The 14113-nt window shown below is 66.2% G+C and carries 11 protein-coding genes and 1 pseudogene; 4 read left to right on the plus strand and 8 right to left on the minus strand.

Features of this window, described 5'->3' with window-relative positions; genetic code table 11:
* Positions 1-139: 139 nt before the first annotated feature.
* The 6 genes and pseudogenes from UNPA324_RS23530 to UNPA324_RS23555 all read right to left on the minus strand — a co-directional run bounded on the left by UNPA324_RS23530 (position 140) and on the right by UNPA324_RS23555 (position 8345).
* Positions 140-1371 (minus strand): annotated as a pseudogene (locus tag UNPA324_RS23530) (M48 family metallopeptidase).
* A gap of 153 nt (positions 1372-1524) precedes the next feature.
* Entirely contained in the window at positions 1525-2085 is a 561-nt protein-coding gene (locus UNPA324_RS23535; protein WP_128916634.1) for a LemA family protein, read from the minus strand.
* Positions 2086-2223: 138 nt separating this feature from the next.
* On the minus strand, positions 2224-3204 hold the full coding sequence (locus tag UNPA324_RS23540; RefSeq protein ID WP_128916635.1) for a small ribosomal subunit Rsm22 family protein: 981 nt from the start codon (positions 3202-3204) through the stop codon (positions 2224-2226).
* A gap of 149 nt (positions 3205-3353) precedes the next feature.
* On the minus strand, positions 3354-6818 hold the full coding sequence (gene smc, locus UNPA324_RS23545) for a chromosome segregation protein SMC (RefSeq protein WP_141936143.1): 3465 nt from the start codon (positions 6816-6818) through the stop codon (positions 3354-3356).
* A 219-nt stretch (positions 6819-7037) separates the two neighbouring features.
* Entirely contained in the window at positions 7038-7709 is a 672-nt protein-coding gene (locus UNPA324_RS23550) for a DsbA family protein (RefSeq protein WP_128916637.1), read from the minus strand.
* A 138-nt stretch (positions 7710-7847) separates the two neighbouring features.
* The gene (locus UNPA324_RS23555) at positions 7848-8345 is read right to left on the minus strand and encodes a DUF721 domain-containing protein (protein WP_128916638.1); all 498 of its coding nucleotides are present in this window, start codon (positions 8343-8345) and stop codon (positions 7848-7850) included.
* A 161-nt stretch (positions 8346-8506) separates the two neighbouring features.
* Here UNPA324_RS23555 and mutY point away from each other — a divergent pair, with 161 nt between their 5' ends.
* Positions 8507-9625, plus strand: a complete 1119-nt coding sequence (mutY, locus tag UNPA324_RS23560) for an A/G-specific adenine glycosylase (RefSeq protein WP_141936145.1) — start codon at positions 8507-8509, stop codon at positions 9623-9625.
* A gap of 52 nt (positions 9626-9677) precedes the next feature.
* On the plus strand, positions 9678-10097 hold the full coding sequence (locus UNPA324_RS23565) for a PaaI family thioesterase (RefSeq protein WP_141936149.1): 420 nt from the start codon (positions 9678-9680) through the stop codon (positions 10095-10097).
* Positions 10098-10298: 201 nt separating this feature from the next.
* Here the strand turns inward: UNPA324_RS23565 and UNPA324_RS23570 are convergent, their stop codons facing one another.
* Positions 10299-11573 carry a flavin-dependent oxidoreductase gene (locus tag UNPA324_RS23570; protein WP_141936150.1) on the minus strand — a complete coding sequence of 425 codons (1275 nt, stop codon included), beginning with the start codon at positions 11571-11573 and terminating at the stop codon, positions 10299-10301.
* A gap of 126 nt (positions 11574-11699) precedes the next feature.
* Between UNPA324_RS23570 and UNPA324_RS23575 the strand changes: the two genes are divergently transcribed.
* Positions 11700-12320 carry a glutathione S-transferase family protein gene (locus UNPA324_RS23575; protein WP_141936156.1) on the plus strand — a complete coding sequence of 207 codons (621 nt, stop codon included), beginning with the start codon at positions 11700-11702 and terminating at the stop codon, positions 12318-12320.
* Positions 12321-12617: 297 nt separating this feature from the next.
* Here the strand turns inward: UNPA324_RS23575 and UNPA324_RS23580 are convergent, their stop codons facing one another.
* Positions 12618-13541, minus strand: coding sequence for a LysR family transcriptional regulator (locus UNPA324_RS23580; RefSeq protein ID WP_128916643.1), 924 nt, complete (start codon positions 13539-13541; stop codon positions 12618-12620).
* 92 nt (positions 13542-13633) lie between these two features.
* Between UNPA324_RS23580 and UNPA324_RS23585 the strand changes: the two genes are divergently transcribed.
* Positions 13634-14077 carry a nuclear transport factor 2 family protein gene (locus tag UNPA324_RS23585; RefSeq protein WP_141936158.1) on the plus strand — a complete coding sequence of 148 codons (444 nt, stop codon included), beginning with the start codon at positions 13634-13636 and terminating at the stop codon, positions 14075-14077.
* Positions 14078-14113: the final 36 nt, after the last annotated feature.

The following is a 14113-nucleotide window of genomic DNA, read 5'->3' on the forward strand; positions in this document are numbered from 1 at the left end:
AGGATGTCCCAAGTCTGCTGTTGGGCGCGAACATGGCAGAAACAAGGGAGAATTCAATTCCTTGGCATGTCGAAACGGCAATTCCCGAAGTTTTTCCCAATCGCGGCGAAACTGCCGCGCATGGCGGCACACCGCATGCTTAATGACGGCCCCAAGGACCCATGGGATTGCCTATGGGATTGCCGATCGGATTGCCCGGGTTGCTGTTCGCTGTTCCGGAGGGGCCGGGTGCGGCGGAGCGTGTGGGCCGCTGGCATCGTTCCAGGGGCCGTGATTGAGCGGCGGCGGGGCGTCCTGCTGGTCGGCTTGCGCCTCGGGCTCGTCCGTTTCCTCGGCCGGCGGTAGCGGACCCGGATCATGGCCGCCGGCAAACTTGACCAGTGCATCGACCCTCGATTGCACCGAAGGGTGGGTTGCGAACAGATCGGCAAAGCCTTCGCGGGGATTATCGACGCAGAGCTCCATCACGGCCGAGGTCGCGCCGGGCAGCTCGCCGCGATTCTCGATCTTGCGCAGCGCCGAGATCATGGCGTCAGGATCTTTGGTCAGCTCAACGGAGCCGGCGTCAGCGAGATATTCGCGCGACCGCGACAGCGCGAGCTTGACCACCTGAGACAGCAGCCAGGCCACCACGATCAGCACGATCGCGATGATGATCACGATCACCGCGCCGCCGCCGGAATTCTTGCTGTCGCTCGATGACGAGGACGACCGCGACGACGAGGAGGAGCCCGAAGACCATGAGCCGCCGGAGCCGGAGCTCCAATTGAAATTCGTGAACAGGCGGAAGAACAATTCGCCGAAGAAGCCGACCACGCCAGCGATGATGACGGCGACCACCATCATCTGGACGTCGCCGTTCTTGATGTGGGTCAGCTCGTGGCCCAGCACCGCCTCGATCTCCTTGTCATTCAGCGCATCGAGCAGACCCGTAGTGACGGTGATGGAATATTGCCTGGGATTGAGGCCGGTCGCGAACGCGTTCAGCGCCGGGCTCTCCATGATCTTCAGCTTCGGCATGGTGATGCCGCGCGAGATGCAGAGGTTTTCAAGCAGGTTGTAGAGCCGCGGCTCTTCCTGCCGGGTGACGTCGTGGCCGCCGGTCACGGCATCGATCATCGACTGGTGGAAGAAATAGGCGATCACGATCCAGGCCGCCGCCACGACCGTCGCGACGGGCGCGGCCTTGAGCAGGTCGGTGAAGGCACGGCTCAGATAATAGGCGACCGTGCCATTGCCGTTGATGACGACCTCGGCAACCAGCGCACCGGCATAGACCAGCACGTAGACCAGCGCGAACAGGCCGCCGAGCAGCAGCATCGAACGAAATTTGTTCGAGGCGATGTGCGTGTAGAGACCATACGCGGCCATGACTGCTTCCTAATCCTCGTCATTCCGGGGCGATGCGACAGCATCGAACCCGGAATCCCGAGCTCAGTCGCTCGATCGAGATTCTCAGGTGCGCAACTGCGCACCATAGTTCGCGTCTGCGACGCGCCCCGGAATGACGAAGGTGAGATAACGTCAGAACTTCACCTGCGGCGCCGCCTCGACCTCGGTGCGGCTAGCACCGAGATCGAAGAAGTCCTTCCTGGTGAAGCCGAACATGCCGGCGAACAAGGCGGCGGGCATCTGCTGGATGCCGGTGTTGTATTCCTGGACCGCGCTGTTGAAGAAGCGGCGGCTTGCTGCGATCTTGTTCTCGAGGTCGGAGAGCTCGGATGCGAGCTGCTGGAAATTGGCATTGGCCTTGAGGTCCGGATAGGCCTCCGACAACGCGATCAGCCGGCCGAGCGCGCCGGACAGCTGGTTCTCGGCCGCGGAGACCTGCGCCGGACCCTGCGCCGACATCGCCGAATTGCGCGCCTTGATGACGTCGTCGAGCGTGCCGCGCTCATGCGAGGCATAGCCCTTCACCGTCTCGACCAAGTTCGGGACCAGATCGTGACGCTGCTTGAGCTGCACGTCGATATCGGCAAAGGCCTGGCCGACGCGCTGGCTCAGCGCCACCAGGCGGTTGTAGGCGCTGAACGCCAGAAACACGAGGACGACGATGACGCCGAGAACGATCCAGCCGGTCGACATGGAGAACTCCTGAAGGGGGAAGAAGGCGGGCCGCTAGGATAGACCAAATTGGCGCCGAACGAGAGCCCGGTACAGGGGGAGGTGAGACTTGGTCGGATGAGAAGTCCCCCGCGTTCAAGGCAAAAGCCCCGGACGAGGTTAACTTTCGGCAATGACGGCGTCGCCCCAGCGCCAGCGCCGGGCACTTGCATAGGCCGCCTTGTCGCGTCGTGGGACTTTCGCCAGCGCGACACCTTCCTCGGTGCAGAGCTTCGCCGCGATCTCGGCCTTGCCGACGTCCGGTGGCGCCAGCACGCGCGTGGCGCGCGTGGCAGGCGGGGTGCGGGTCAGGGCGACGTAGATGAAGCGCTCGTCCTCGAATGGCACCTCGGCGCCCTTGATCTGGCGGTGCGCTTGGGAGCGCGGCAGGCGTTGGGAGAAATGGCACCAGTCCGGCGCGACGAGCGGGCAGGGCCTTTCGTGCGGGCAGGGCGCGGCGACGAAGGCGCCGGCCGCGATCAATTGCTGACGCAGCGCGAGGATGCGGGCGTAGCCGGCGGGGGTGCCGGGCTCGATCACGACCAGCGCGTGGCGCGCTTTGGCCCACATCGCCGCGGTCAGCGCGCGCTGCTCGCTCTCGCCGAGCTCGCCGATGACGTAGCTGGCGACGACGAGATCGGCTTGCGAGACCTCGGCGAGGTTGCCGCCGGCATCGCCCGGCAGATAGCGGCACTCCGCCAATCGCGAACTGTCACGTGCGAGTTCGAGCGCGAGCCGGCTCAGGGTGGCATTGGCGTCGAGCAGGGTGACGTCTTGCAGCGAGGGAAAGGCCTCCGCGGCCGCCCAGCTCGCGGTGCCGGGACCGGCGCCGACGTCGAGCAGCGTCTCCGGCGCGAGGTCCGGTGCGATCTCGGTGAGTGCATTCAGGCTGGCCGCCACAGCCGCGTAGGTCGCCGGCATGCGGGCGAGCGCGTAGGCGAGCGCATCGGCCTCGGATTTGATCGCGCCGGAGCCGCCACCGGCGCGATAGGTGGTCGAGATTTTTTGCGAGCGCTGGGCCGCGTCGGTGCGGGAGAAGCCTTGCAGCTTGCCGTCGAGGGCGGCTTTGAGTTCAGCGGGGAGGGTGGGGGCTATCATCATCCGCAGTCATGCCCGCGCAGGCGGGGCATCCAGTACTCCGAGACAGCGCCGTCAACCGAGAAGCCGCGGCGTACTGGATCATCCGCTCCAGTGCGCAATTTGCGCACAAGGCGGATGATGACGTCAATGGGTGTGGCGCGACCGCCGCGTCACGCCACGTTCTGGTCGAGAATGTCCACGGCCTCGGCGAGGCTCACCGACACCAGCTGCGACACGCCGCGCTCGGCCATGGTGACGCCGAACAGACGGTTCATCCGCGCCATCGTGATCGGGTTGTGCGTGATGATGATGAAGCGCGTGTCGGTCGAGCCGGTCATCTCGTGCAAAAGGTTGCAGTACCGTTCGACGTTGTGATCGTCGAGCGGCGCGTCGACTTCGTCCAGCACGCAGATCGGCGAAGGGTTGGTCAAGAACACCGCGAAGATCAGTGCCATCGCCGTCAGCGCCTGCTCGCCGCCCGACAGCAAAGACAGCGTCTGCGGCTTCTTGCCCGGCGGCTTGGCGATGATTTCGAGGCCCGCTTCCAGCGGGTCGTCGCTTTCGATCAGGTGCAGCGCGGCTTCGCCGCCGCCGAACAGCTCGACGAACAGGCGCTTGAAGTGGTTGTTGACGACCTCGAACGAGGTCAGCAGGCGCTCGCGCGCCTCCTTGTTGAGGCTCTGGATGCCCTGGCGCAGCCGCTTGATGGCTTCGACCAGGTCGTCGCGTTCGGTGACCAGACCGGTGTGCTGGGTCTCGACCTCGCGCAGCTCTTCCTCGGCGCGCAGATTGACGGCACCGAGGCGCTCGCGGTCGCGGCGCATCTTTTCGAGGTCTTCCTCGATGTCGTGCAGCGGCGGCAGCTCGGCGCCGGGCTCGATCTCGGCAAGGCCTGCGACGGCCTGCGGCTCGACCTCGAGCATGTCGCGGATCTCGCGCTCGATGTCTTCGAGCCGGCGCCGTGCGCCTTCCATGCGCTCCTCGGCGCGCGCGGTGGCCTCGCGGGCGCTGGAGAGCGCCTCCAGCGTCAGCTTGGCGACGCGGTCGGTCTCGGCCATCGCGCTTTCCGCGGTGGCGAGCGCGTCGGCGGCCATGCGGCGGTCGTTCTCCGCGTACTCGATCTCGGTGATCAGCGCGCTGCGCTTCTCGGCGAACACGGCCGGTGCGTTTTCGAGCTCGCTGCGCTCGATCGTGAGCTCGGCGATGCGGGCCTGGATGGTGTCGATATGGGAGGCCGCGCTCTCCTTGCGGTTCTGCCACTCGGTGCGTTCGGCGAGAATCGCCTGCACGCGGCGGTCGGCGAGCTCGGCCTCGCGCGCCAGCGCCTGCGCTTCGGCGCGGACCTGGGCGGCCATGCGGCGGTGGCCTTCGATGTCGCTGCGGACGGCGGCGAGCTGGGTCTCGGTGTCCTCGCTGGACGGCAGCTCACTGATGCCGGCTTCGGCATATTCGTAGGCGGCTTCGGCCTCGGCGCGGTCGGCGGCGAGGCGGCTGTGCGCTTCCGACAGCGTCGCCTTGCGCGCGGCATGGCGGCTGATCTCGCGCTCGGCGTTGGCATGGCGCTCGCGTGCGACGTTCAGCTCGCGCTGTGCGGCGCGCCAGGCTTCGCGACTGGCACCCTCGGTGCTGGCCGCCATCTGCAACTCGGACTCTGCGTTCTCCAGTGCCTGGCGCTTGATCTGGGCGTCGATGCGCGCCTGCTCGAGCTCGTTCTCGATGTCGACGAGGCGGGCGCGCTCGGCGAGGCGGCGGGCGGCGCCGGTCGGGGCATGAGCCGCCGCGACAAAGCCGTCCCAGCGCCAGACATCGCCTTCGGGCGAGACCAGACGCTGTCCGGTCTTGAGCTGCGAGACCAGCTCGGCACCGCGCTCGCGCGGCACCACGCCGATCTGGGCGAGGCGGCGGGCCAGCTCGGCCGGCGCCTGCACGTGATTGGCGAGCGGCACGGCGCCTTCGGGCAGCTCCGGATCGCCTTCGGCGTGGCCGACATTGGTCCAGCGCATCGGCGCCGACGGGTCGATCGGGGCGTCGAGATCGTCGCCGAGGGCGGCGCCGATCGCTTTTTCAAAGCCCTTGTCGACGGTGATGCCGTCGATGATCGGCGGCCACAGATTCTTGGTCTCGCCGTTGACGATCTTCGAGATCGTGCGCGCCTCGGTCTCGAGTCGCTGCACGCGCTTGTCGGCCTCGACCAGCGGCGAGCGCGAGGATTCCAGCGTCTGGCGGGCGGCGACGTGGGCAGCTTCGCTGGCTTGCGCGGCTGCTTCCGAAGCCGCCAGTGTCTGCTCTGCGGTCTCGACCGTCGCCGTCAGCTCGTCGAGGTCGCCGAAGCCGCCGGTCTCGGCGGCAAGCTTCTGCTCTTCCGCGGCGACGTTGGCGATCTCCTGGTCGAGCCGGGCGAGCTTGTCACGATGGGTGCGGACATTGGCCTCGAGCTGATTGCGCTTGGCGGTGAGGTCCGCGAGCGCGGTGGTGAGCTCGGCGAAGCGCTGCTCGGTTTCGGTCAGCACCGCCTCGGCCTCGGCGACACGCTCGTCGACGCCGGAGCGCTTCTCGACGCGCGACTTGATCTCTTCCTTCAGCTCGGAATCTTCGGTGTCGAGCCGCTGCAGCGCGACGTCGGCATCCATGGTCTGCTGCTGGGCGCGGGAGATGTCGCCCTCGAACTGGGCAAGGCGGCGCTCGAGCTCGGCGACGCGCTCCTTGGCGCGCTCTTCCTCGCGGTCGAGCAGCTCGCGGGCATTGGTGAGGCGCTGCAGCCCGGCCGCGGCGCGCGCTTCCGCATCGCGCAGCGCAGGCATCTCCGCGGCGCGGATCGCCTGGATGCGGGCGGCTTCGGCCTGGTGCTGGGTGCGTTCCGCCATCTCGCGCACGGCGAGATCGTGGGTCTGGCCGGACTCGTTGACGTCGGCATGGGCGCCGATCCAGCGCAGGTGGAACAGGGTGGCCTCGGCTTTACGGACCTTGGCCGCGACCTCGCGATAGCGCACCGCCTGCCGGGCCTGCTTCTTCAGACCCTCCATCTGGCCTGCGAGCTGGCCGATCACGTCCTCGACGCGGGTGAGGTTGGTTTCGGCGGCCTTCAGCCGCAGCTCGGCCTCGTGGCGGCGGGCATGCAGACCGGCGACGCCGGCGGCGTCTTCCAGCACGCGGCGGCGCTGCTCGGGCTTGGCCTGGATGATCTCGCCGATCTTGCCCTGGTGGACGAGAGCAGGCGAGCGCGCGCCGGTGGCAGCGTCCGCGAACAGGATCTGCACGTCACGCGCGCGCACGTCGCGGCCGTTGATGCGGTAGACCGAGCCCGCTTCGCGCTCGATGCGGCGGGAGATTTCGAGAAGCTGGCTGTCGTTCATTGCCGCCGGCGCGGTGCGATCGGCGTTGTCGATCGTCATCGTCACTTCGGCGTGGTTGCGCGCCGGACGGTTGCCGGAGCCGGCGAAGATCACCGCGTCCATGTCGGCCGCGCGCAAGCTCTTGTAGGAGGTCTCGCCCATCGCCCAGCGCAGCGCCTCGACGAGATTCGACTTGCCGCAGCCGTTGGGGCCGACCACGCCGGTCAGGCCGGGCTCGATGACGAAGTCCGTGGGCTCAACGAAGGACTTGAAGCCGTGAAGGCGCAGGCGGGTGATTTTCATAAGCACGCATCTCTGTTGGCAGGCGCGAATCCCCCTGCCGGGACAATACCATGGAAGGCAATGTCGCTATCCGGGCGAGTCGCGCGAGGCGCCTCATGCGGCTGGACAATGGCCGCGGTATGCTGCGAGGGCAACCGGCGAAAGCCGCTTTTCCCAAGGGATTTATGCCGGGAAAGATACGGCTTTGGATGCGCGAATCAGATTTGTAGCGTTTGCGAATCAGCTCTTCAGCAGCGGATTGATCTTCTTGGCGAACTCCTCGAACGAGGCTTCGCCCTTGATCTTCTCGCCGTTGATGAAGAAGGTCGGCGTCGAATCGACCTTGAGCACGTCGCTGGCGTATTTCTGGTCGGCGGCGATCTTGTCGAGCAGCGCCTGGTCCTTCAGGCAGGCTTCGACCTGCTGCTGGGTGAGGCCGGCCTGCTTGCCGATCCGCGTCAAGGTCTCGGTGGTGTTCTTCACCACCCAGTCGTTCTGCTGGCGGAACAGCATGTCGGTGACCGCGAAGTATTTCGGCGCATCGTCCTTGGCGACGCAGCGCGACAGCATCGAGCCGGCGGCGGCTTTGATGTCGAGCGGGAACTCGCGGAAGATGTAACGCACCTTGCCGGCGTCGATGTATTCCTTCTTGATCTTGGGGAACACCTGCTCGTTGAAGGCGGCGCAGTGCGGGCAGGTCATCGAGGCGTATTCGGTGATAGTGACGGCGGCGTCCTTCGGACCCAGCGCCATGTCGGGCAGCGACACCGGCTTGGCCACGTCGGCAGCAGCTTGTGCCGATGCTTCAGGGACCATGGCCTCGGAGATGAACCGCAATGGCGAGAACCCGGCGATTGCGGCAAGCCCGGTCAGCGACAGCATCGTGGTGAAGGCGCGGCGGGTGATGATCACGGTCGGCTCCCGAATTGGCGTGGTCGTGCCCAAGGGGTTTATCGAGTTCCCACACGGGCGGCCTGTCGCTAGCTTGAAACGTGGTTTGAGGCAATGGCGTGCGGCCAGGACAGGTCCAGATTGGCCGCGAAATAAGGCTCAATTTCGCTTGATGGCAGCCCCGAGCCGGGCCAGCGCCGTCTTCAGGTCTTCATCTTCGATATCTCCCAGGCTCTCCGCCACCTTGGCAACGCTTTTGGGATCCGGCGGGCCGGGCCGCTTCCGGGCCCGGGGCCGCGACAGGGGCGCCTGGCGGAAGGCGAGCTTGCCGACCGCGCTCCAGCCGAAGAAGCGGTTGACCCGCTCCAGGATCACATCGGCGGAATGCTGGATCTCCAGCGCCATCGGCCCCTCGACCCGTAGTACCAGGGTCGCCGGCTCCTGCGGCTGGCCCTCGACCGGCCGTGGCCATTGCATCTTCAGCGGCTCGGCATGAGCCGCGATCTCGGCTCCCGCAATCTGCGCCCATCGCGTCACCAGCTCGCGCGCCGCGAACCCCTGCTTGGCATAGGCCTCGGCAAAGACGTCGTTGAGCAGGATCCCGAGCGGCTTGGCGCTGATCGGGCCGGGTTTGTAGATGGGACCGGATTTGGACATGGGCCCTTATAGCATTTCGGCGGGCGGGCCACATGTGCTTCGCCGTCATGGCCGGGCTTTGTCCCGGCCATCCACGTTCTCCCGCGAAGAAAGACGTGGATGCCCACGACGAGCGCGGGCATGGCGTGGAGAGATCGACGTAACGTCGTTAGGGTGAGAGCATGAGCCCCAAATCTGCCCTTAAGGCCAAGCCGGAACCCGCGCCGTCGAAAGCAACATCGCGCCCGGCACTGCTGCTCGCCTGGTACGACCGCCACCGCCGCCGGCTACCCTGGCGCGCCGGGCCGGGGCAGGCGTCGGACCCGTACCGCGTCTGGCTGTCGGAGATCATGCTGCAGCAGACCACGGTGAAGGCGGTCGGGCCTTACTTCGAAAAATTCGTCGCGCGCTGGCCGGATGTCACCGCGCTCGGACGGGCCTCGCAGGACGACGTGCTGCGGATGTGGGCCGGGCTCGGCTATTACTCGCGCGCGCGCAACCTCTATGCTTGCGCCGTCGCGGTGACGGGCGAGCATGGCGGCGTCTTTCCGGACACTGAGGAGGGCCTGCGCGCGCTGCCGGGGATCGGGCCGTACACGGCGGCGGCGATTGCGGCCATTGCGTTCGACCGCCGCACCATGCCGGTCGACGGCAATATCGAGCGCGTGGTATCGCGGCTCTTTGCCGTCGAGGAAGAACTTCCGCAGGCCAAGCCGCTGATCCAGCAATTGGCGGCGACGTTGCTGGCCGACAGCCGGGCCGGCGACAGTGCGCAGGCCTCGATGGATCTCGGCGCCTCGATCTGCACGCCGAAGAAGCCGGCCTGCTCGCTGTGTCCGTTCAACGAGGATTGCATCGCACGTGCGCAAGGCACGCAGGAGACCTTTCCGCGCAAGGCGCCGAAGAAGAGCGGCACGTTGCGCCGCGGCGCCGCTTTCGTGGTGACGCGCGGCGACGAGCTGCTGGTCCGCAGCCGGCCGGAAAAGGGGCTTCTCGGCGGCATGACTGAGGTGCCGGGTTCGGATTGGGTTGCCGGCCAGGACGACGCCACCGCGAAGCGGCGTGCGCCGGAGTTGAAGGGGTTGTCGCGCTGGCAGCGCAAGGTAGGCGTGGTCACCCACGTCTTTACGCATTTTCCGCTGGAACTCGTGGTCTACACGGCGAAGGCCGAAGCGCGCACGCGCGCACCCGAGGGCATGCGCTGGGTGCCGACCGCGACCCTGGCCGGTGAAGCGCTGCCCAACGTCATGCGCAAGGTGATCGCACACGCACTGGACCTTCCACCGGGCCGATCCTCCTGACAGCACGTTGGCAGCAGCGTTGCGCTACGAGATTGCGCAACGGAGGCTGCCAATGGTCAAGACCGCACTCGACAACTTTCCAAGACCGCCCTGTGCCGAGCTGCTGGGATGGCGTCTGCTCGATGCCCGTCCGGAGGAAGGCTGGATCAAGCTCGCCTTCGCGGGCAGGCCGGAGTTCTGCAATCCGGCGGGCTTCATTCAGGGCGGCATGCTCTCGGCCATGCTCGACGACACCATGGGCCCGGCCGTGCTGGTGATGAGCGAGGGCCGGCTCTACACCACCACCATCAGCATGACCGTGAATTTCCTCAGCCCGGCAAAGCCCGGTACGGTTATTGGCGAAGCCAAGGTGATCCAGCTTGGCAGGACCATTGCGTTCGTCGAGGCGAAGCTGATGGCGGAGGATGGCACGGTGCTGGCGACGGCGAGCGCCAGCGAGCGGCTGCTCGAAGCGGCGAGGGTGCTGAAGTAAGGCGGGTCTCGCTCCCGCCCCGTTCTTACGGGGCCGCGACGAGCTTCGCTCGCGCTGAGAGGGTGGGGTGAGGGGCCTCTCTCCAAACGTGAGACTGTCGTGAGGCCTGTACCCCGCTCACCCGGATTGCATCTTCGATGCAATCCGACCTCTCCCCGCAAGCGGGGCGAGGTGAAGGGAAGTCCGCCGTGGGATAATGGGCTAACCCGCCCGCGCGTCCTTGCTCACGATCGGCGGCTTCGCGTTCAACGCTTCCACCTGGAATCCCGCAACGCGCTTGTAATTCGCGGCGATGTCTTCAAGCTCCTGTTGCGACAGCACGTCGGTGACGACCTTATACCCGTCGGGCGCGCGCTCCTCGACCAGCTGCATCACCTGCTCGGGACCGTTCTTGCGGTTGAGCAGGACGAGATCGGTGGTGGCGGGCCGGCGCTCGGCCTCATAGGCAAGCAGCGCCGCGGTCGTCGGGCCATGCGCGAGAATCTCGCGGGTGATGACGCGGGCATCGAGGATCGCCTGCGAGGCGCCGTTCGAGCCGATCGGGTACATCGGGTGCGCGGCGTCGCCCATCAGCGTGACCTTGCCAAAGGTCCATTGCGAGACCGGATCGCGGTCGACCAGCGGATATTCATAGGCATGCGGGCAGTTTCTGATCAGACCGGGCACGTCGAGCCAGTCGAAGCGCCAGCTCTCGAACCAGGGCAGGAACTCTTCCAGCCGCGCGGTGCGGTTATAGTCTTCGCGCCGCCACTGATAGGTCGGCGGCATGTGCCGCTCGGCGACCCAGTTGATCAGATGGTTGCCGGACGCGTCCGGCTCCTTGCTGATCGGATAGCAGACGAATTTCAGGATCTCATGCCCGGCCATGATCATGGTGCGCCCGGTGAGGAAGGCTTTCGCCGGCGTGACGCCGCGCCAGAGGATGCGGCCGTTCCAGATCGGCGGGCCTTCGTTTGGATAGAGCTTTTCTCGCGCGGCGGAATGGATGCCGTCGGCGGCGATCAGGATAGCGCCCTCATAGGTCCCTGCGGCCTTGCCGGTTGCCCGGTCGATGAACTCGGCGCGCACGCCGTCTGCAGTCTCGGTCCATCCGGTCAGATGATGGCTGGTGAGGATATTGTCGCGGCCGAGCCGCTCGACCGCGGTGTCGAGCAGGAGCTGTTGCAGCGTGCCGCGATGGATCGAGAATTGCGGCCATTTGTAGCCGGCCTCCAGCCCGCGCGGCTCGCTCCAGATCGGCTTGCCGTGCTTGGAGAAATAGGCGAGCTCGCGCGTCCGCACGCCGCTGGCGTCGAGCTTGTCCAGCAGCCCGAGCTCGATCAGCTCGCGCACCGCATGCGGCAGCACGTTGATGCCGACGCCGAGCGGCTTCAGCTCGGCGACGCTCTCGAACACTTTTACGGGAACGCCGATTCCGTGCAGGCTGAGCGCAAGCGTCAGCCCGCCGATGCCGCCACCGGCGATGAGTACCGTCATAACAAATCCCCCTCCGATTGACGGCGTCTTCGCACAGCCGGGCGGCCGTGGGCAACTGCGAAGAGGTCGCCTATGGACGGCGCGGCGGTGGGCCGCTAACCTCGGATTTTCCCCACGAGGTCCGACATGCTCAAGCTCTACTACGCCACCGGCACCTGCGCGCTCGCCACCTACATCACGCTGGAGGAGGCCGGCGCCGACTACACGGCCGAGCGGCTGAGCTTCAAGGACAACCAGCAGAACAGCCCGGATTATCTCAAGATCAACCCGAAGGGCCGCGTGCCGGCGCTGGTGACCGATCGCGGCATCCTGACCGAGACGCCCGCGATGCTGGCTTACGTCGCGCAGACCTTCCCCAAGGCGAAGCTCGCACCGCTCGACGATCCCTTCGACTTCGCCCAGGTGCAGTCGTTCAACTCCTATCTGTGCTCGACCGTGCACATCAATCATGCCCACAAGATGCGCGGCGTGCGCTGGGCGACCCAGGAGAGCTCGTTCGCCGACATGAAGGCGATGGTTCCGAAGACCATGGCCGCTTGCTTCGCGCTGATCGAGCAGAAGATGTTCAGGGGACCCTGGGTGATGGGCGAGCAGTACACGATCTGCGATCCCTATCTTTACACCCTGTCTACTTGGCTCGAAGGCGACAGCGTCGACATCAATGCCACGCCCAGGATTGCCGACCATTTCAAGCGCATGTCCGACCGCCCTGCGGTGGCAAAGGTCATGGCTGCCCAGAAGGCGTAACAAAAGGCGGTGTCGTCTCGGGCAAGCGTCAGCGCAGACCCGGGACCCATACCGCGGATTCTGTCGATTTCGCTCGGTCGTAGTCCCGAACGAACAGTCTTCGCCAAATTCCTGCCTGTGCTATGGGTCCCGGATCTACGCGCGCTTTGGCGCGCTTGTCCGGGACGACATCGAGTGTGTTGGGAGGACGTTCGACCCAGCGCGCAGCTCTTGTAAGGTGGGCAAAGGCGCTCTGCGTCGTGCCCACCATCTTTCCACGTCGACGAGTGTGGTGAGCACGCTTCCGCCTTGCCCATCCTACGAGAGCTTGCGCTTGGCTTGCTCCAGCTCCCGTCCCGTCTCCAGCATCAGCCGCCGCAGCCAGATCGAGCCAGGGTCCATCTGGGCCCGGGTCGGATGGAACATGAACTGCTCGTCGACGCCGGGGTCGAGCGGCGGCGTCACCGTGACGAGCCCAAGCTGCTTCGACAGTGCCGCGATCAGCCGACGCGGCACGAAGGCGACGAGGTCGGTACGGGCAGCGACGTGCAGTGCCTCGAGATAGCCTGACACGACCAGCGAGATGTGCCGCTCGATGCCCTTGGCCCGCAGCCAGGTATCGATCAGATCCTCGTTGGCGCCCCGGATGATCACGCCGACATGGCGCGCGGCCAGGAACGTCTCGCGTCGCTTCAGCTTCGCAGCCATTGGATGGCCGCGCCGCACGGCGAGGGCGTCGCTGTCGGTGTAGAGCAGCTGGCGATGGAATCCCTTGAAGGCGTTGCCGATCGAGATCACGAGATCGATGGTGCGGGCGAACTCGGCGTGGAAGATCGCCGACCCTCGCCACGGCACGACGTCGATCCGGACGCTGGGCGCGGCCCGCGTCACCTTCTCCATCAAAGGCGGCATCAACAGCTCGACCGCGAGGTCCGGCATCATCAGACGGAATTGCCGCTCGCTGCGCGCGGCATCGAAGTCGTCTGGCACGAACAGCCCGCGCACCTGGTCGAGCGCCTGCGCGAGCGGCGCGCGCAGGGCCAGCGCCCGCGGGGTCAGCTCCATCCGCGCGCCGGTGCGCACCAGCAGCGGATCGCCAAAGATGTCGCGCAGGCGTTGCAGCGCGTGGCTCGTCGCCGGCTGCGACAGCCGGATACGCATGGCGGCGCGGCTGACACTGGCCTCGCGCAGCAGCGCATCGAGTGCGGTCAGCAGGTTGAGGTCAAGCGAATTCAAATTCATGAAGTGAATAGATATCATATTCTCTATCGATTTGAAGAATTCTCGTTCGACCGCGATGATCTCCGTGTTGCCCACCAAACGGAGATGCCGCCATGAGCGCGAGCGCCAACAAGAAACTGATGCAGGATATTTTCGCCGCCGCCGCCAATCCCGATCCGGCCGCGCGCGATCGCGCCCTGTTCACCGCAAGCCTTGCCGAGGATGCCAAATGGGTCGTCACCGGCCAGTATTCCTGGTCGCGCACCTTTTCGGGCAAGGAGGCGATCGTCAATGATCTGCACGGCTATGTGCGCACCCGCCTGCGCGACCGCACACGCACGGTCGCGCACCGCTTCATCGCCGACGGCGATGTGGTCGTCGTGGAGGCCAAGGGCGACAACGTCACGCCCGAGGGCGTGCGCTACGACAACGACTATTGCCTGGTGTTTCGTCTCGAAGGCGGCAAGATCAAGGAGATCCGCGAGTATTGCGACTCGATCCTGACCGAGAGGGCGCTGGGCTCGTTTCCGCAAGCACCCGTGAGGGCTGCGAGCTGACCGGATTGGACGATGTCGGGTCCACCGGCCGGCCCT

The organism is Bradyrhizobium sp. UNPA324 (assembly GCF_006658635.1).
GTDB lineage: Bacteria > Pseudomonadota > Alphaproteobacteria > Rhizobiales > Xanthobacteraceae > Bradyrhizobium > Bradyrhizobium nanningense.

What these genes read in the sequence shown, in the direction of transcription:
- UNPA324_RS23535 (WP_128916634.1), bottom strand. Translation starts at nt 2,085, where the DNA reads ATGTCGACCGGCTGGATCGTTCTCGGCGTCATCGTCGTCCTCGTGTTT.
- UNPA324_RS23540 (WP_128916635.1), bottom strand. Translation starts at nt 3,204, where the DNA reads ATGATGATAGCCCCCACCCTCCCCGCTGAACTCAAAGCCGCCCTCGAC.
- smc (WP_141936143.1), bottom strand. Translation starts at nt 6,818, where the DNA reads ATGAAAATCACCCGCCTGCGCCTTCACGGCTTCAAGTCCTTCGTTGAG.
- UNPA324_RS23555 (WP_128916638.1), bottom strand. Translation starts at nt 8,345, where the DNA reads ATGTCCAAATCCGGTCCCATCTACAAACCCGGCCCGATCAGCGCCAAG.
- mutY (WP_141936145.1), top strand. Translation starts at nt 8,507, where the DNA reads ATGAGCCCCAAATCTGCCCTTAAGGCCAAGCCGGAACCCGCGCCGTCG.
- UNPA324_RS23565 (WP_141936149.1), top strand. Translation starts at nt 9,678, where the DNA reads ATGGTCAAGACCGCACTCGACAACTTTCCAAGACCGCCCTGTGCCGAG.
- UNPA324_RS23570 (WP_141936150.1), bottom strand. Translation starts at nt 11,573, where the DNA reads ATGACGGTACTCATCGCCGGTGGCGGCATCGGCGGGCTGACGCTTGCG.
- UNPA324_RS23575 (WP_141936156.1), top strand. Translation starts at nt 11,700, where the DNA reads ATGCTCAAGCTCTACTACGCCACCGGCACCTGCGCGCTCGCCACCTAC.
- UNPA324_RS23580 (WP_128916643.1), bottom strand. Translation starts at nt 13,541, where the DNA reads ATGAATTTGAATTCGCTTGACCTCAACCTGCTGACCGCACTCGATGCG.
- UNPA324_RS23585 (WP_141936158.1), top strand. Translation starts at nt 13,634, where the DNA reads ATGAGCGCGAGCGCCAACAAGAAACTGATGCAGGATATTTTCGCCGCC.